The following is a 16991-nucleotide window of genomic DNA, read 5'->3' as shown; positions in this document are numbered from 1 at the left end:
CCTCTACCCCTGACGGTAGAGGGCCTTGACCCCATTTATTCATTACAACGATTTCGGCATTTTTCCTCACCCAACTGGCAACAGATTGTGGCATCCAAATCCTAGCCTCCGGCACGGAATGTTTTCAATCTGAACAATTTGACAACATGTTCCAGGTGATCTTTATCCAGGGCAAAAAACTGTACGTGGACTTTGGGTATCGGTGAGTGCATGAAAATGAAAGGCTCCTTCTGCTCCACATGGCAGTGCCAGTCGGGATGATCAAAAACCGTGACGGCTGAAGAGCTGCTGTGGGGACAGGGGCGGCCGCCCAATTGATGCAAATAACAGAAAATGTCTTTTAAGTTAACTCCCCTGATCTCCAACTGTTCGGTGTACATTCGCCTGCTGCCTCCCCATTTATCCTCCGGCAACAGGGGGAAAAAGGGCAATTTCATCCTTGCTCTCCACTTTGGTTTGCAGCCCATCAAGATGGATAATGTTTTGTCCGTTGACAAAGACATGGACCAAAGGTTTAAGCGTTTTTTGTTCGGTGAAGAGCTCTTCTTTCATGGGGGGATACTGGGCTATTAAGGCGTCGAGCACCGATGCTACGGTTTGAGGCGGGGTAAGGTCTAATGTGACAATTTTTCCTCCACAAATCTCCCTAAAATTGGCAAACACTTTAATCTGCACTTCCTTTACCTCCTGTCTGGAAGGATGCTCTTTTTGCTTATTATTGATGAACAAGCTGAAGAAGGCAAGAAGGAATTTGTTCTTTTACTGGCGAAGTAAAAAGCAGGAGGGGATCATCGTGCAATTTTACAATGTAAAATCAGTCGAAGAAACATTTTCAATTATAAACCAAAACGTCACACCTCACGGGGCGACGGTTACCCTTCCCCTTCACCAAGCAAGAGGGTTTGTTTTGGCTGAGGATATTATCGCTCCGGAAGATGTGCCTGGTTTTGACCGTGCAACGGTGGATGGCTATGCAGTCAAAGCTCAGGATACATATGGTTCCAGTGAATCTAATCCCCAGTTTCTAGAAGTGGTTGGGGAGATTGAAATGGGGGAAGAGGTAACCCAGGTGCTGGAAAAAGGGCAGGCCATGGCCATTCCCACAGGCGGAATGCTTCCCCCGGGCAGCGATAGTGTCATCATGATGGAATACTGTGAAAACCTGGATGGATTATTAAATACATACCGGCAAGTTGCTCCCCAGGAGAACGTGATCCAAAAGGGAGAAGATGTACAGAAAGGAGCTCAATTATTAGCCAAAGGAACCCGTCTGCGAGCCCAGGAGCTAGGGGTCTTGGCTTCCCTTGGCATTACGGAAGTGACGGTCTACCGGCCGGTAAGGGTAGGTTACTTTTCCTCAGGGGATGAAATTGTCTCTTACCAGACTCAGGAATTGAAAGTGGGACAAGTCAGGGATATTAACCAGCTGACCATTTCTGCCCTTATTGAGGAATGGGGCGGTGAAGTGATGTTTGGAGGTATTGTTCCAGACGATGAGGAGCAATTAAAACAGACCGTCCACCGTTTGTATGAGCAAGTTGACTTTTTAGTCATGTCTGGCGGAAGCTCCATAGGTGCAAAAGATTACATGACAGCAGTGATCCAATCTCTGGGTGATCCCGGGGTTTTAGTCCATGGGGTTTCCATCAAACCGGGAAAACCTACCATTTTTAGCATGGCTGGCAAGAAGCCTGTGTTGGGCCTCCCAGGACAACCGGCTTCAGCTATGCTGATTTTTCTGCTCTTCGGTCAGACGGTGATGAGAAGATTACAGGGTGAAGCAGAACGGAGCTTACCGCGCAGGATTGAGGCACGCATCACTCAAAATATCGCTTCCAGCCCCGGACGGGCCGATTACATCCGCGTGCGTCTGGTCAAAAAAGAAGGAGAATGGTGGGCAGAACCCATACTGGGCAAATCGGGACTTATCTCCACGCTTGTGGCCAGTGATGGCTTGGTAGAGATTGCTTCAGGAAAAGAAGGGGTGCGGCAGGGAGAGCGTGTTCCGGTTATTATGCTGCGTTAAACAGCTGAGGCTAACAATCGGGTGATTTGCTGGCAAGGAGGGGAAACCATGACCAGAAAAAAAATAGAACGGACCATTTATTTGGAAGATGTACCCCGGCAACAGGCATTAAAGCAGTTGCTTTCTCACTTTCGGACGCCGAGAGAAGTGGAATGGGTCCCAACCGTCAAAGCCTTGGGCAGGGTGACAGCTGAACCGATTTATGCCTGTTTGTCCATGCCCCATTATCATGCTTCGGCCATGGATGGCATTGCAGTCAGGGCGGAAGACACCTATGGTGCCCATGAGCAGCGGCCGAAGCAGCTGGTGGAAGGGGAAACATTTGAGTATGTGGACACCGGTGATCCCATTCCGGCAGGCTACAATGCGGTGATTATGATCGAGCATGTTCAGGAGCTGGGCGAGGGCAAAGTGCAAATTATTGAACCGGCCACTCCCTGGCAACATATTCGCCCTGTTGGGGAGGATGTTGTCAGTGGCGAGATGTTGCTGCCTCAGGGACATGTGATTCGTCCTGTTGACCAAGGGGCCCTTTTGGCCGGAGGTATTTTGTCTGTTCCCGTGGTTAAAAAACCGGTTGTTTCCATTATTCCCACCGGAAGTGAACTGGTTCAGCCTACTATTGATGTCACCCCCGGCCAAATTATCGAATTTAATGGAACGGTGTTTGCCGGTTATATTGAACAGTGGGGAGGCTCTCCCCGTTATTACGGGATCGTCAAAGATGATACCGAAGAGATTCGAGCGGCCATTCTGGACTGTGTCCGGACGTCTGACATCGTGCTCCTTAATGCTGGATCATCGGCAGGGTCTGAAGATTATACCGTCCACCTTATTGCTGAGCTTGGTGAAGTGTTTACGCACGGTGTGGCGACCCGTCCCGGCAAACCGGTAGTACTTGGCAAAGTGGAGGATACCCCTGTCATCGGCCTGCCTGGTTATCCGGTGTCTGCTTACCTCACCCTGGAATGGTTTGTACAACCTCTTATCTGCCACTATTTAGGGGTGTCGGTCCCAAAGAGACCGAAGCTGGAAGTGACGTTGGGCAGACGATTAGTCTCTACAATGGGGTCGGAAGATTTTGTCCGTCTGAATATCGGTTATGTCAATGGCAAATATGTTGCCAATCCCCTGACACGGGCTGCGGGCGTCACCATGTCTCTGGTCAAAGCGGACGGTTTGCTCATTGTCCCGCCTGAAAGTTTGGGCTATGAGCAAGGGGAGAAAGTAACCGTAGAGTTGTATAAACCCCTGGAAACCATTCGTAAATCCATTTTGTTCAGCGGAAGCCATGACTTATCTATTGACCTCTTATCTTCTCTGATCAAAGAGCGGGACCAAGATAGGCAAATTATTTCCTCCCATACTGGCAGCATGGCCGGGCTGATGGCCATCAAGAAAGGGGAGGCCCATGTAGCCGGCATTCATCTTTTGGATGAAGAAAGCGGCGTGTACAATATTCCCTTCGTTCAACGCTACTTGAAGGATGAGGACGTGGTGCTGGTTCGGTTTTTACAGCGAGAACAAGGGTGGATCGTCCCAAAAGGCAATCCTCATCAGATTTCTTCTGTGCAAGATATTGTCGATAAGAATTTGATTTATGTTAACAGACAGAGGGGAGCAGGGACCAGGATTTTGTTTGATTCTCTGCTGGCACAAAACGATCTTTCTGTTAATGACATTCGCGGTTACGAGCGAGAGGTGTATTCCCATCTCAATGTGGCTGCTGCGGTCAAGGAAGGAACAGCGGATGTGGGATTGGGTATTTATTCAGCCGCAAAAGCACTAGACTTGGATTTTGTTCCAGTGGCTGATGAGTCTTATGACTTGCTCATGTCCCGTGAGTTTTACGAGAGTGAAGGAGGACAGTTGTTATTGGCAGTCATGGTTTCTGAGGCGTTTAAGATCCAAATCGAGCAATTGGGCGGCTACAAGGTGAAGGATATTGGACAGGTGGTGGACCTGTTCTCGGCAGACCTTTTTTAACGGTACGGATTTGTGATGAATTATCCGTCCTCGCTATGCAGCTGTTCCTGGTCATCCAGTCTTCTTTGCTGAAGACATTTTCCCGGAATTGCTTCGCATTGAAGGAGATAGGGGGGCCAATCATGTCATTCGTCAACATTTAGCTGAAGTAGAATACGTCGATTTTGATCATTCATTATGGGGCGTAGACATCGATACACCAGAAGATTGGAAATTATATATTTCTAAAAGGATTTATCATTAAGCCAGTGCTATGATATGCGAAATGAGTGTGATAAAATTATAATGATATGAATATGATTTGGTGGGGGAGTATTAAGATGACAGCCAAAGCCCATCAGCACGTGTTTGACCGGTTTAATCGCCCGTTAAGTGACCTGCGCATCTCAGTCACTGATAAATGTAATTTCCGGTGCCGATATTGTATGCCGGAAGAGATTTTTGGTGCCGATTATCCTTTTCTCCCACAGGAAAAGTTGTTAACGTTTGAAGAAATTATCCGCTTGGTCCGTATTTTTGCCACCTTAGGGGTTAAGAAGATTCGCATCACGGGTGGAGAACCGCTGCTTAGAAAAGAGCTCCCCACCTTAATTAAGATGATTCGGCAGGTGGAAGGGATTGAAGATATTGCCCTGACCACTAATGGCTCATTGCTGCCGAAATATGCCCAAGCTCTTAAATCGGCAGGGTTAAACAGGGTGAATGTTAGCTTGGACAGTTTGGACGACGAACGGTTCGGCAAGATGAACGGCCGCGGTTTTAAAGTGCGTGATGTGTTGAAAGGGATTGAAGCTGCAGAAAAAGCAGGGCTTGGCATCAAAATTAATATGGTTGTGCAAAAGGGCGTCAATGACCAGGATATTTTGCCTATGGCCCGCTACTTCAGAAAAAAGGGTCACATCTTACGCTTTATTGAATTTATGGATGTGGGTAATGCTAACGGGTGGCGGCTGGAACATGTGGTGCCTAGCAGGGAAATTGTGCAGATGATTAATGCCGAAATGCCCCTCGAACCAGTAGAACCTAATTATTACGGAGAGGTGGCCTCCCGTTACCGGTACAAGGGGACAAAGCAGGAGATCGGTTTTATTTCTTCGGTCACTGAAGCCTTTTGCTCCACCTGTACCCGGGCCCGTTTGTCAGCAGAAGGCACTTTGTACACCTGTTTGTTTGCTACGGCAGGTACTGACTTGCGCACCCCGCTGCGTCAGGGTGAGACAGATGAACAACTCAGGACGCGCATTGTTAATGTATGGGAGAAGCGACAAGACCGCTACTCAGAAGAGCGTCTAAAAAACACAAATGTTTTAAAGGGCAAAAAAGTGGAGATGTATCATATTGGCGGATAAGAGAAGGACAGTAAACATTATTCCAGGTCATCATCAACAAAAGGTCACACCACAAAAAAGAGGAGCAGACAGATGCCCAAGCATAAATTTTTCACCTTTTGTTATGGCGTGATTCTGGTATTGGCCATTATTTGGCTGGCCAGTCAGGTTTCCTTTATTTTTACTCCGATTAGAGTTGCTTTTCAAACTTTACTAATGCCGTTTTTGCTGGCTGGGGTCTTATTTTACGTAATGAAGCCGATCGTCGACTTCTTGGCTGAGCACCGCGTACCCCGGGCCATGGCGATCCTTTTGCTGTATGTGGCTGTGATTGGGGTTTTAGTCGGGTTAAGTTTGGCGGTCGGTCCTATTTTCCAGCAACAAATGAACCGTCTGATTGAAACTGCTCCGGCCATTGCCGATCTTTTGTGGAGTCAGTGGCTTTATTTTCAGGCCAATCAAGCCAACTTTCCTGATTTTGTCAATGACTGGATTGAGCAGGCCACTGTTTACGTGCAACAGCTGATGAGTGCCATCGGCCAAAATTTAGCTAATATTATCAGTGGGATTACAAGTTTTGTGATCACTTTGGCTATCGTCCCGTTTATTCTTTTTTACATGCTGAAAGACGGCCACCGCTTTCCCGAAGGTATTTTGAAGCTCTTACCGGAGGATAAGCGGACAGAGGCCCAAGCCATTCTCTCTGGCATGAATAAAGCCCTGAGCACTTATGTTTTGGGGCAACTGATTGTCAGCCTGTGCGTGGGCATCATGGTTTATATTGGTTATTTAATCATTGGCCTGGAGTACTCGTTAATTCTGGCCTTGGTGGCCATGTTAACCAATGTGATTCCCTTTATAGGGCCGTTTATCGGCACCTTTCCCGCAGTGATTGTGGGCTTGATTGATTCGCCGTGGATGATGCTGAAGGTGATTATCGTTGTGGTAATTGCCCAGCAAATTGAATCTAATTTGATTTCACCGCAGGTGATGGGACGCGTACTTGATGTTCATCCGTTGACGATCATTTTGCTGTTGTTAGTTGCAGGCAGTCTGGCAGGGATCATTGGTCTGATTTTAGCTGTTCCCATTTATGCCGTGTCCAAAGTGGTCGTTAAACATATGTATCGCTTGTATCAGTTGCGTTTGTCCAGTAAATAGGACAAAGAGAGTGGATGGACCACTCTCTTTGTCGTTCAAGCCGTCGTGCCCCTACTGCTGTGTTCGGTGCGGTGGTAATGCCCTCTCCTAAGCCTGACCTCTGCTACAATTGTTAAGCCGGGTTCAAAGCTTTATCCTGTTTTCAATATATGGTTTTCTGCTTGGGTTGGTGACTGAATGACAACGCTTGCAAAACCTTTAACGAATAAGATGATCTGACAACGAATTGAGGGAAGGAGGGGAATACCTTGGCCCACATCCCAGAGGAAAATGGGAAGCAAAACCAGTACACCAAGCAGCGCATTCGCCAGCAGATAACGTTTTTAAAAAAGCAGTTGCCCGCTGAGGAATGGAAGGAAAGGTCAGCCCGGATTAAGGATCGTTTATGCGGCCTCTCAGTGTGGCAGAAATCCCGCCATGTAGCCCTCTATCATTCTGTTAATCAAGAAGTGAATACCGTGCCTCTGATTGAAGAAGGATGGAGGCAAGGCAAGACCATCTATTTGCCCAAGTGTAATCCCCAAACACGACAGTTAACTTTTTATAAGGTGGACACATTTGATGACCTGGAAGCGGTTTATTTCGGAATTCCGGAACCTGTCCCCGAACGCTGTACCCCTATGGATGTCGATCGCTTACAGTGTCTGATCGTACCCGGGGTGGCCTTTGACCGGGAGGGATACCGGATTGGTTATGGCGCCGGTTATTATGACCGCTATTTAGCCACTTTATCCCCGGCGGTAGCCAAAGTCAGCCTTGCTTTTCAGTTTCAGGTCTTGAATCATCCCCTCCCCCGCGAACCTTTTGATCAGCCAGTGGACGTGATCATAACAGAAGGGGAGCTGATTAATTGTCAAGGGGGAGCGTATCATGTACCATAGACTTAGTGAAATACCGGAGGAGCGGTAAAAGATGAAGACTGATAGAAAACCGGTCACTATTGAAGAGGCGATTGAACGGATTGTGTCCAGATCCTCACCGGGAAAGGCCATAACCGTCTCTTTAGAAAAGGCCGATTTTCTCCATCTGGCTGAGGATATTGTGGCTGATCATCATGTCCCTATGTTTGACCGTTCCATGTATGACGGGTTTGCTGTCAAAGCGGCCGATACACAACAAGCCGAACCGGATGCTCCCAAAAGATTAAGGGTAATTGAATCGATCCCCGCTGGAAAAGAAGCCCAAGGCCCTTTACAGTCTGGCACCGCCATGCGGATTATGACGGGGGCAGCTATCCCTCCCGGGGCCGATGCCGTGCTCATGCTGGAGGATGTGCGGGAAGGCAATGACAAAGATGGGTCTTACATTGAGGTGACAAGTCCTGTCTCCCCCGGCAGCCACATCTCCCACAGGGGTGAAGATATCACAGCAGGAATGGTTCTGGCCAAGACCGGTCGGCGTATCGGACCGGGAGAAAAAGCGGTGTTGGCTACCTTTGGCTATCACCAGGTCAAAGTGTATCAACCGCCGGAAGTTGCCATTTTGGCCACAGGTTCTGAACTATTGCCGGTAGATGCCCCTTTAGTTCCGGGTAAAATCCGCAATAGCAACTCCTACATGGTCGAAACCCAGCTCAGAAGGATGGGCGCCGTACCCAAACCCTTGGGTATCATAAAAGATGATTTTGAAGCATGTTACCAGGCCGTGGCAACGGCTTTAGAAGAAGCAGATTTTGTGGTCACCACTGGAGGAGCCTCTGTAGGTGACTACGACTTTGTGCAAGCTTTAATTGAACGCTTGGATGCTGAGGTGCTGTTTAACAAAGTGGCCATGCGTCCTGGCAGTGTCACCACGGTGGCCAAAAAGGGAGAAAAATGGCTTTTCGGCCTGTCCGGTAATCCCGCTGCTTGTTTCGTTGGAGTGGAGCTGTTTGTCCGTCCCGTGTTAAAAAAGGCTATGGGGGCTCAACACATACACCTGCCTCAAATCTCGGCTACCCTTGCGGTGGATATCACCACCACGAACCCGTATACCCGTCTGATGCGGGCCCGGACGGAGCTACACCAGGGCCAAATGGTGGTGCGGCCGGTTGGTTTGGATAAATCAAGCATTATTTCCGGGCTTCTAGAAGCGAACAGTTTGCTGATGATTCCAGGTGGTGAGCAAACCTACCACCGGGGGGAGAAAGTGAACGTCATTTGGCTGGAAGAGGAGGGGATGTGCCATGGGTCAACAGCCCGTTCCTGATCATTTTAAAGTGGTGCCAGAACCCATTTCCATCGAGGAAGTGGTATCCAAGGTGATTCATCCCCATGCAGGCGCCATCAATACGTTTATCGGCACGGTCAGGGAAATCACCAAGGGGCGTAAAACATTATATCTGGAGTATGAAGCTTATGTATCTATGGCTGAAAAACAGCTGTTTAAAATTGGCCAGGAAATTGCTGAACGGTGGCCGGAGGCCCGGGTGGCGATCAGCCACCGCATTGGGCGGCTGGAGATCTCTGATATTGCTGTGGTGATCGCCGTCTCCACCCCGCACCGGGCTGATGCTTACGAGGCGTCCCGTTATGCCATCGAGCGGATCAAGGAGATCGTACCGATCTGGAAGAAGGAATTTTGGGAAGACGGGGAAGCCTGGATCGGAGACCAGCTGGAGCGTGTGGCTTACCCGAGCGGAAAACCGGAGGGACTGACTGATGATTAACGTCTTGCTATTCGCCGGTATCAGGGAAAAAGCAGGCAGGGACACGATTCGTTGTGAACGGAAAGGGATAACTGTGGGAGAGTTGAAACTCTGGCTGGCTGAAACCTGCCCTGAGCTGGCCGATGACATGAAGCGGGTTATGATTGCGGTGAATGAGGAGTTTGCGGACGACTCGACGGTTTTAAAGGACGGAGATCAAGTTGCTGTCATTCCCCCCGTCAGCGGGGGATAATGGCCAAGCATGGAGGCGTTGGGCATGAAGCAAGAGCTGAAGCAATCAAGATATTCGCGGCAAATGTTGTTTACCCCCATCGGCGAAGAAGGGCAGAAGCGTCTGGGGCAAAGCCGGGTGCTGATTGTGGGCATGGGAGCCTTAGGCACTGTTTTGGCTAATCACATGGTGCGGGCAGGGGTTGGACATGTCCGCTTTATTGACCGGGACTTTGTGGAGCCAAGCAATTTGCAGCGCCAGATGCTGTTTGACGAGCAAGATGCGGCCCAGAGCCTGCCCAAAGCAATTGCTGCCGAGCGGAAGTTGAAACAGATCAATTCGGAGATCCACATTGAAGGCATTGTTGGGGATTTAACAGCGGCCAATATTGACCAGGTCGCTCATGAAGTGGATTTAATTCTGGACGGAACGGACAACTTTCAGACCCGTTTTTTAATGAACGATTACGCCTTTAAACATGGCATTCCTTATGTTTACGGCGGAGTAGTCGCCGCAAGGGGGATGCAGGCTACGTTTATTCCCGGGGAAACCCCTTGTTTGCGTTGCCTGATTGATGAAGGGCAAGGAACAGGAGAAACTTGTGATACCAGCGGCGTGATTGCTCCGGTGGTGGATATCATTGCTTCTTATCAGGCGACAGAGGCGCTAAAACTGCTCGTAGGAAAAAAAGAAGCTGTGCGCAGCACCTTGCTTAGTTTCGATCTCTGGCACGGCTTCAGTCACGACATCAAGCTTAGACAGCCCAAAACAGGCTGTCTGACCTGCCAGAAGAAAGAATATCCGGCTCTGGAAATGAAAGAAGAAGGCCAAATTACCTCCTTATGCGGCAGGGAAACGGTTCAAATTACACCTTCTGTCAAACGTGACTGGGATTTAAAGGAGTGGAAAAAACGCTTGGAAAAAGTGGGCAAAGTCGAATTAACCCCGTTCCTCTTGCGGGCGGACATTGATGATCTGCGCTTAGTGTTGTTCACAGATGGGCGTGTCCTGGTGCAAGGGACGGAAGATGTGACCCGGGCCAAAGCCGTATATGCCAGATATATCGGCATGTAGAAAAATAAAATATCAACACAGCATAACCGGTCCCGTTTAGTTAATAGGAGTTACCGGTTATGCTGAATTTTTTTATGAAATCTTTTTTATAAGAGCAGCTCAGATGGTTAGCATTGTTTCATGGCCTCGACGGTCTCCGCAATGCTGCTCACCTTGCAACCGTCATACCCAGGATAATCTAGATTATACATGTCAATGAAGATGGTTTTCATACCTAATTGATGGGCGGGGGCGATGTCATTGATAAAATTGTCACCGATGGAAAGGGCCCGGGCCGCGTCAATGTTGTAACTCTTTAACAGCTGACTGAAATGATGCAGCGTGTACTGGGGTTTTTTAGCTCCAGTGATGATGAGTCCAAACAGTCCTTGTAAATTTAACATGGTTAAGAGCCGCTCAACATCATCTGGCTGGCTGTTGGTCACTAGAACCAGCTCTTTTTTTGTTTTAAGATAATCCAGGGCTTCCCTTAATCCCGGGACAGGGGTTAATTGAAACTGATCGCTGGCCATATATTCTTTGGTGGCATGATAAGCAGACTCTGTATCCATGGCCCCAAAATGACGGGCACAAACGTTGGGCAGCCACCATCCATCCCCGATGGCAATCATCGACTGGAAATCGCACTGGATGGGTGAAGGGTAAGAACGGGCTATTTCTTCATCACTTAAAGGTTTCCCTTCCCATGTCCAGGCTTGCTTAACTAGATTTGTGGGGTAATCCAATTCCAATATACGGTCCCGGACCACATCGTAAACCTTGCCAATAGTGACAATATGCTGCCCCGCTTCCATTCTTTTATACTCCTGCCAATAAGCCTTCCGCTGATCCTCCGGGATCTGTTCCGCTAATCTTTGGGCATAGTATTCAAAATGTGCGGTATCTTCGTATAATGTGCCGTCAAGATCAAAAATAATCAGTTCTGCTTGTTGGAATACGTTCATCATAGCAGCCTCCGTGTTCAATATAATCAGGTTTCGCTCACTAGGATATATTATCCTGTTAAGGTACGTCAACGGTGCTTGTTTGTTACCGGTGAACGTGATTCTAGCTTCAACTCTGTTTAAATTTATTTTTTAAATTTTTTTAACTTGATGTTAAATTTTTTAAGGAATTGTAAAAATACCTCCAATATGCATGGGGTTTATGGTAAAATAGCCATGGTCAGACAAAACTACATAAATTTAAAGTTAAGGAGGATTCGGTGTGAAACGAAACAAACTGATCTTTTTGATACTCTCCATGGTGTTTGTTCTCGCCTTGGCTGCCTGTGGAACGGCCAACGAGGACAATGCGGGAGCCGGTGAGGAGGCAGAAGGGGAGGAAGCAGCAGGGGGGAAGGAAGAGATCACAAGGTTGACTATGGGGTTTGTCCCTTCCCAGGATGCTGACAAAATTGCAGATACGGTAAAGCCCCTGGCCGAACGCTTAAGTGAAATTCTGGGTGTTGAAGTGGATGCCCAGGTGATGACGGACTATGTCGGACTTGTGGAAGGGATGCGCACCCAACAAATCGACATTGGTTTTTTGCCACCTTTTGGATTTGTCCAGGCAGAAGAGCGGGCAGACGTGCAAGTGATTTTAAAAGCTGAGCGTAATGGAGAATTGTCTTACCGCGCCCAGTACAATGTCCGGGCGGATCTGGAAGATATCAATTCGATCGAAGATTTGGTGGCCAATGAAGGCTTGAGATGGGCCTATGCCGACCCCACTTCCGCCTCCGGATTTCTGTTCCCTGCCTCCCAATTGATGGATATGGGCGTTGAGAATGTAGACGCTCATTTTAACCATCTGCAAGTGGGCGGGCACGATAACGCGCTGATTGCTTTGCTGAATGGGGATGCTGATTTTGCCACCACTTATGAAGATGCCCGGGAACGCATTCAGGACGACCATCCCGATGTAATGGACAAAATTAAAGTGGTCGGTTATACCGATCCCATTCCGAATGACACCATTTCTCTCCGTGCCGGACTGAGCGAAGAGTGGGTACAAAAAATCAAAGATGCTTTCTTAAGCTTCAATGATGATGAAGAAATGCTTGAAGTGTTGAACAATGTTTATAACTGGACAGGGATTGCCGAAGCAAAGTCTGAAGACTACGATATTGTGCGTACGACTTATGAGCGTTTCCAAGATCAGATTCAGTAAATGATCACTTATAATAGCAAACTTTGTCTGAGGGGAGAGGGAGCGTAAGACCCTCCCCCTGTTTATTCAATGTGTACACCTGCTACACCTGGTAAAAGACTTTAGAAAGTAGGGGCGTTGTGATGATCGAATTTAAAAATGTGTCGCTGGTGTATCCCAATGGTCATCAAGGGTTGAAAAATATTAACTTGAAGATCAATGAAGGCGAGTTTGTCGTCGTTGTGGGTTTGTCAGGAGCTGGTAAATCCACCTTGATCCGTAGCATTAATCAGCTGGTTAAACCAACGTCTGGTGAGCTGTATTTTGACGGGGAAGATACGCTTAAGTTTAATGAGCGTCAGCTGCGTAAAATGCGCACAAAAATTGGCATGATTTTTCAAAATTATAATTTGGTGCGCAGAATGTCTGTGTTGCGTAATGTGTTATCGGGCACATTGGGCCGGACCAGCACTCTGAGAAGCATGCTGGGGCTTTTCCGTCAAGAGGATATTCAATTAGCCATGGAAAGTTTGCGCCGTGTTGGCATTGAGGATAAAGCTTATTCCCGCGCGGATCAATTGTCTGGCGGTCAGCAGCAGCGCGTGAGCATTGCCCGTGCCTTAACGCAAAAACCCAAATTAATTCTGGCTGATGAACCGGTAGCCAGTTTGGATCCGCCAACTTCCCATCAAGTGATGAAAGATCTGAAGCGGATTAACCGTGAAGATAAGTTGACCATTATTGTCAATTTGCACTTTATTGATATGGCCATGGAATACGCTGACCGAATCATTGGCATGCGTGCAGGGGAAATCGTATTTGATGGACCAGCTAAAGAAGTGACTGAAAAAACGTTCGAAGAGATTTATGGGCGTCCCATTAAGGAGGATGACTTGCTTGGGGGAGCGGATAGCTAATGGCCAAAGAAACTTCAAAACAAACGGTGCAAAAAATCCCAGTTATTGCGCCCAAAACCAAAAAAACGGTAACCGCTATTCTCATTGTTGTGGTGCTGTTATATGGTTTGGCTGCTGTTCAAACCAGTGCTTACCCGGACCGGATTGTCTCTGGGTTGCCCATCATTGTTGAGTTTGTCGTTCAAGACCTCATTCCTCCCAACTGGGGTTATTATAAGACCGTGCTGGAGAAGTTGATGGAAACATGGAATATTGCTTTGTTAGCGACCACATTGGCGGCCATTGTTTGTTTGCCGTTCAGTTTCCTGGCCGCTTCAAACATAACCACAAGTAAAATCGTTTATAATGTTACCCGTTTCTTTTTAAATATTTTAAGAACAATCCCTGAACTGGTCTTGGCTGTCATACTGGTTGGCTTGGTTGGCATAGGTGCATTGGCAGGGATTTTGGCCTTATTTATTTTTTCTTTAGGTATTTTGGCCAAGTTAATCAGTGAAACCATCGAAGCGGTGGATCCGGGACCTTTGGAAGCGATTCGAGCGACCGGAGGTAATATTGTGCAAGTCATCTGGTATGGCGTCCTGCCCCAGATTCTCCCTCATTATGCTTCCTACACCTTATATGTTTTAGAGATCAATGTCCGTGCCTCTGTTGTGCTCGGTTTTGTTGGGGCAGGGGGAATAGGCATGATTTTACGGCATCAACTGAACTACTTTAACTATGACAACGTCTCTATGATCATTTTAATGACTTTTATTGCGGTGACCATCATTGACACCATCAGCAGCCGCATAAGGGAGAGATTGGTCTGATGAGTTTGAATCCTGAACCGCTAAAACTTCACAGGCCGAACCGGTCAGTTTATTGGCTGAAGTTTTTTGGCATAACGGCCCTAATGGTCATTTTGTATTGGATTGCCTTAACCCAAACCAATTTATCCTACAATACCAATGTTTCAGCGGCTACAACGCTCAAGCGTCTCGTCGTGGGTCCGTTTACCGATGAACAAGCGATTGCCCGTATTCCGGAGTATTCCCTGGCCATGTTGGAAACAGTAGCCATTGCTTATGCCGGAACACTCATTGGCGCCATCTTAGCCATTCCTATGGGTTTTTTAGCGGCCAAAAACATTTCCAACCGCTTGGCATATATAGGAAAGGGGATTTTGAATGGTATCCGCGCCTTTCCCGAATTGTTGTTTGCCATCATTTTTGTCGCCGCAGTGGGAATGGGCCCTTATGCTGGTGTTTTAGCCATTGGTATCAATTCCATCGGGATGTTGGGCAAGCTGTACTCTGAAGTGGTCGAGTCCATTGATATGAGTGTATTAGAAGCATTAAAAGCAAGTGGAGCCAATAGGTTGCAAATGATCTGGTTTGGTGTGATTCCTCAAATTATCCCTGAGTTTTCGTCCTATGCCATCTATCGTTTTGAAATCGATGTCCGTTCCGCTTCCATTCTGGGCTTGGTTGGAGCGGGAGGTATTGGCGCTCCGCTCTTAATTGCAGCCCAGCAAAGGAGCTGGGAACAAGTGGGGATGATGTTATTGATTATTATCGTAGTTGTGACGCTTATTGATTACCTGAGTGCTTATATAAGGCGCAAAATTGTGTAAGCTGTAGAAGCTTTTGCCGTTGCCTGTTGACAACCTGTACAGGGGGTCGGGAGGTTTTCTTGTACAAGTGTGCGTTAAAATTTGACAAAAAATATATTCCTGTTCTATTTTAAAATGATATTCTATGCTACAATAAACAATAAGGGATTAACGGCATACAGATCATGTTTATAAAAAGAAGGTGGAATGGGTGATTCAACTTTATACATTTTCAAGTTGTACGTCGTGTCGCAAAGCACGTGACATTTTAAACAAACATCAGATTCCGTTTAAAGAGAAAAATATGAGCATTGACCCTTTGACCAGGGAGGAACTGTTACACATCTTGACATACACGACGAATGGCACGACCGAGATTACATCTAAGCGGAGTCAGGACGTAAAAAACCTGTCCGTAGAGCTAGATGATTTATCTCTTAATGAATGGATCGAACTGGCTGTTCAACATCCAGGGATGTTGAGACGGCCCTTATTGGTTGCCGATGAACAATTAATTGTTGGGTTTAATAAAGAAGAATATGCTGGTTTTGTCAAAAAGTACAAACTTAAGCATGCTAAAGAAGACCTGACTCCCGTGGCTTGTTCTTAAATGGAAAAACGATACAAGGAAGTGAAGGAAAAAAAGAAGTGAAGAGATCTTGTCTTCGCTTCTTCTTTTTTTGATCGAAAATATATTTTGGGTTGAGCATGGGGAGACTAAAGGAAAAGAAACATCACAAGGAGGAGGGTTCGTCTTTGGATCGTGGACAGACGGAGCAATTGAACCTAAAATGGTTGGTCATGCTGTCCCTAGGTTTGGCCGTCCTGTTGATCCCTGGCTTGCGCCGCTTTATGTTAACGCGTATCATTCGCAATAAAATGGTGATGTCATTTGGATTAAACACACTGTTCAGCATTCCGTTTATTAGGGACAGGTTGCTCTCCCAGGTATTTACTCCCAGCAGCAAGCTTGAACGCCACTGACACTTTTTCTGCCTGATTTGTCCATGTCTCTGTGAGGAGGAGTGGCCCTGCTTTCAATCCGTCATGTGAGAGCAGCTTACTTTTGTTTTGGCTTCTTTTTGTTGTTATAATATCCATAGTGCAGAAAAAGGGGATTCGGTCGTTCATGTGGCAAAAGATCTATTTTGATCTGGACAACACCTTGTTCAGCTATGAATATGCTTTCCAGCATGCTATCAAAGATACTTACCTCGAACTGCTTGAGCAATGGGAAGCAGCCAACCTCTCCGTTCCGATTGTGCCATTGGACGATTGGTGTGAGGTGTTTAAATATTTTAGCGATGTCTATTGGGAAGATTATCAAAACAAGGCTATAAGTCAAAGGGATTACCGGCGCAAACGGTATATGGAAACTATGCGCCACTTTCAACTCCCTTGCAGTCCAGAGGAAGCTGACCAATTTCATAACCGGGCCTATGAGCGTGCACTTGATTATGTCCAACCCTACCCAGGCTTATACCCATTGTTGCAATGTTTGGTTGATCACCAGTTTGAAGTGGGGGTGATCACCAATGGCCATGCCTATATTCAACGTCGAAAATGCCGGAAATTAGGCTTGGAACATTACATCCCCGATCACCATATTTATATATCGGAAGAAATTGGTTTAGTCAAACCTGATCCCGCCTTTTTCAGGCTGGTTCAAGGACCGTGCTGTCCTCCTGAAGCGGCCCTGTTCATTGGTGATGCCTGGGAGCATGATGTCGTTGGGGCTTTGGAGGCGGGCTGGCAAGCGGTATACCTTAACACTCAAAACCGGCCGCGAACCACATCTCACCGCCCTTTGGCTGAGTTTCAGCACTTATATCAGTTTTACCAGTTTATCCAAGATTTTCTGTGCTCAACTTCGCGCACAAACAATCGAAGCGGGAAAGAAGGGAATGAGGCGTGAAC

19 protein-coding genes are annotated in these 16991 nt (G+C 47.3%); 16 read left to right on the top strand and 3 right to left on the bottom strand.

Annotation, left to right across the window (positions count from 1 at the left end; translation table 11 throughout):
- Positions 1–101: 101 nt before the first annotated feature.
- Both IEW48_RS06080 and IEW48_RS06075 read right to left on the bottom strand, forming a co-directional pair.
- The gene (locus IEW48_RS06080) at positions 102–437 is read right to left on the bottom strand and encodes a MoaD-like domain-containing protein (RefSeq protein ID WP_188623035.1); all 336 of its coding nucleotides are present in this window, start codon (positions 435–437) and stop codon (positions 102–104) included.
- Entirely contained in the window at positions 400–675 is a 276-nt protein-coding gene (locus tag IEW48_RS06075) for a ubiquitin-like small modifier protein 1 (protein WP_188623034.1), read from the bottom strand. The genes IEW48_RS06080 and IEW48_RS06075 overlap by 38 nt, the downstream gene beginning before the upstream one ends.
- A gap of 118 nt (positions 676–793) precedes the next feature.
- Here IEW48_RS06075 and IEW48_RS06070 point away from each other — a divergent pair, with 118 nt between their 5' ends.
- The 9 genes from IEW48_RS06070 (at position 794) to IEW48_RS06030 (ending at position 10433) form a co-directional block, all read left to right on the top strand.
- Positions 794–2026 (top strand): molybdopterin molybdotransferase MoeA, encoded by a 1233-nt coding sequence (locus IEW48_RS06070; RefSeq protein ID WP_188623033.1) that lies wholly within the window; start codon positions 794–796, stop codon positions 2024–2026.
- A 48-nt stretch (positions 2027–2074) separates the two neighbouring features.
- Positions 2075–4012, top strand: a complete 1938-nt coding sequence (locus tag IEW48_RS06065; protein WP_188623032.1) for a molybdopterin biosynthesis protein — start codon at positions 2075–2077, stop codon at positions 4010–4012.
- Between the two features lie 320 nt (positions 4013–4332).
- The gene (moaA, locus tag IEW48_RS06060) at positions 4333–5361 is read left to right on the top strand and encodes a GTP 3',8-cyclase MoaA (protein WP_188623031.1); all 1029 of its coding nucleotides are present in this window, start codon (positions 4333–4335) and stop codon (positions 5359–5361) included.
- A gap of 72 nt (positions 5362–5433) precedes the next feature.
- Positions 5434–6501, top strand: coding sequence for an AI-2E family transporter (locus IEW48_RS06055; RefSeq protein WP_188623030.1), 1068 nt, complete (start codon positions 5434–5436; stop codon positions 6499–6501).
- 248 nt (positions 6502–6749) lie between these two features.
- On the top strand, positions 6750–7382 hold the full coding sequence (locus IEW48_RS06050) for a 5-formyltetrahydrofolate cyclo-ligase (RefSeq protein WP_188623029.1): 633 nt from the start codon (positions 6750–6752) through the stop codon (positions 7380–7382).
- A 31-nt stretch (positions 7383–7413) separates the two neighbouring features.
- On the top strand, positions 7414–8688 hold the full coding sequence (locus IEW48_RS06045; RefSeq protein WP_188623028.1) for a molybdopterin molybdotransferase MoeA: 1275 nt from the start codon (positions 7414–7416) through the stop codon (positions 8686–8688).
- Positions 8666–9148, top strand: coding sequence for a molybdenum cofactor biosynthesis protein MoaE (locus tag IEW48_RS06040; protein WP_188623027.1), 483 nt, complete (start codon positions 8666–8668; stop codon positions 9146–9148). The genes IEW48_RS06045 and IEW48_RS06040 overlap by 23 nt, the downstream gene beginning before the upstream one ends.
- Positions 9141–9380 (top strand): molybdopterin converting factor subunit 1, encoded by a 240-nt coding sequence (gene moaD, locus IEW48_RS06035; protein ID WP_188623026.1) that lies wholly within the window; start codon positions 9141–9143, stop codon positions 9378–9380. The genes IEW48_RS06040 and moaD overlap by 8 nt, the downstream gene beginning before the upstream one ends.
- 24 nt (positions 9381–9404) lie before the next feature.
- Entirely contained in the window at positions 9405–10433 is a 1029-nt protein-coding gene (locus IEW48_RS06030; protein WP_188623025.1) for a ThiF family adenylyltransferase, read from the top strand.
- A 107-nt stretch (positions 10434–10540) separates the two neighbouring features.
- Here IEW48_RS06030 and IEW48_RS06025 read toward each other — a convergent pair whose 3' ends face one another.
- The gene (locus IEW48_RS06025) at positions 10541–11377 is read right to left on the bottom strand and encodes an HAD family hydrolase (protein WP_229703961.1); all 837 of its coding nucleotides are present in this window, start codon (positions 11375–11377) and stop codon (positions 10541–10543) included.
- A 262-nt stretch (positions 11378–11639) separates the two neighbouring features.
- Between IEW48_RS06025 and IEW48_RS06020 the strand changes: the two genes are divergently transcribed.
- The 7 genes from IEW48_RS06020 to IEW48_RS05990 all read left to right on the top strand — a co-directional run bounded on the left by IEW48_RS06020 (position 11640) and on the right by IEW48_RS05990 (position 16989).
- Complete coding sequence (locus tag IEW48_RS06020) at positions 11640–12584, top strand: phosphate/phosphite/phosphonate ABC transporter substrate-binding protein (protein ID WP_188623023.1); 945 nt, start codon at positions 11640–11642, stop codon at positions 12582–12584.
- Between the two features lie 122 nt (positions 12585–12706).
- Positions 12707–13480 (top strand): phosphonate ABC transporter ATP-binding protein, encoded by a 774-nt coding sequence (gene phnC, locus IEW48_RS06015; RefSeq protein WP_188623022.1) that lies wholly within the window; start codon positions 12707–12709, stop codon positions 13478–13480.
- Entirely contained in the window at positions 13480–14292 is an 813-nt protein-coding gene (phnE, locus tag IEW48_RS06010; protein WP_188623021.1) for a phosphonate ABC transporter, permease protein PhnE, read from the top strand. The genes phnC and phnE (IEW48_RS06010) overlap by 1 nt, the downstream gene beginning before the upstream one ends.
- Positions 14292–15095: a phosphonate ABC transporter, permease protein PhnE gene (phnE, locus tag IEW48_RS06005; protein ID WP_188623020.1), complete on the top strand. Its 804-nt coding sequence runs from the start codon at positions 14292–14294 to the stop codon at positions 15093–15095. The genes phnE (IEW48_RS06010) and phnE (IEW48_RS06005) overlap by 1 nt, the downstream gene beginning before the upstream one ends.
- A gap of 190 nt (positions 15096–15285) precedes the next feature.
- Positions 15286–15684, top strand: a complete 399-nt coding sequence (locus tag IEW48_RS06000) for a Spx/MgsR family RNA polymerase-binding regulatory protein (RefSeq protein ID WP_188623019.1) — start codon at positions 15286–15288, stop codon at positions 15682–15684.
- 146 nt (positions 15685–15830) lie between these two features.
- Positions 15831–16058 (top strand): hypothetical protein, encoded by a 228-nt coding sequence (locus IEW48_RS05995; protein WP_188623018.1) that lies wholly within the window; start codon positions 15831–15833, stop codon positions 16056–16058.
- Positions 16059–16203: 145 nt separating this feature from the next.
- A complete protein-coding gene (locus IEW48_RS05990; protein WP_188623017.1) occupies positions 16204–16989 on the top strand; it encodes an HAD family hydrolase in 786 nt (261 codons plus the stop codon).
- The last annotated feature ends 2 nt before the right edge of the window (positions 16990–16991 follow it).

The sequence above is a fragment of the Caldalkalibacillus thermarum genome (genome assembly GCF_014644735.1).
Classification (GTDB): Bacteria; Bacillota; Bacilli; order Caldalkalibacillales; family Caldalkalibacillaceae; genus Caldalkalibacillus; species Caldalkalibacillus thermarum.
This window is presented reverse-complemented; position numbering and strand designations above follow the sequence as displayed.

Excerpts from the sequence above, each read along its gene's own strand:
- phnC (WP_188623022.1), top strand. The coding sequence starts at position 12,707 with ATGATCGAATTTAAAAATGTGTCGCTGGTGTATCCCAATGGTCATCAA.
- IEW48_RS06025 (WP_229703961.1), bottom strand. The coding sequence starts at position 11,377 with ATGAACGTATTCCAACAAGCAGAACTGATTATTTTTGATCTTGACGGC.
- IEW48_RS05990 (WP_188623017.1), top strand. The coding sequence starts at position 16,204 with ATGTGGCAAAAGATCTATTTTGATCTGGACAACACCTTGTTCAGCTAT.
- moaD (WP_188623026.1), top strand. The coding sequence starts at position 9,141 with ATGATTAACGTCTTGCTATTCGCCGGTATCAGGGAAAAAGCAGGCAGG.
- IEW48_RS06040 (WP_188623027.1), top strand. The coding sequence starts at position 8,666 with ATGGGTCAACAGCCCGTTCCTGATCATTTTAAAGTGGTGCCAGAACCC.
- IEW48_RS06045 (WP_188623028.1), top strand. The coding sequence starts at position 7,414 with ATGAAGACTGATAGAAAACCGGTCACTATTGAAGAGGCGATTGAACGG.
- phnE (WP_188623021.1), top strand. The coding sequence starts at position 13,480 with ATGGCCAAAGAAACTTCAAAACAAACGGTGCAAAAAATCCCAGTTATT.
- phnE (WP_188623020.1), top strand. The coding sequence starts at position 14,292 with ATGAGTTTGAATCCTGAACCGCTAAAACTTCACAGGCCGAACCGGTCA.
- IEW48_RS06030 (WP_188623025.1), top strand. The coding sequence starts at position 9,405 with ATGAAGCAAGAGCTGAAGCAATCAAGATATTCGCGGCAAATGTTGTTT.
- IEW48_RS06080 (WP_188623035.1), bottom strand. The coding sequence starts at position 437 with ATGAAATTGCCCTTTTTCCCCCTGTTGCCGGAGGATAAATGGGGAGGC.
- moaA (WP_188623031.1), top strand. The coding sequence starts at position 4,333 with ATGACAGCCAAAGCCCATCAGCACGTGTTTGACCGGTTTAATCGCCCG.
- IEW48_RS06065 (WP_188623032.1), top strand. The coding sequence starts at position 2,075 with ATGACCAGAAAAAAAATAGAACGGACCATTTATTTGGAAGATGTACCC.
- IEW48_RS06055 (WP_188623030.1), top strand. The coding sequence starts at position 5,434 with ATGCCCAAGCATAAATTTTTCACCTTTTGTTATGGCGTGATTCTGGTA.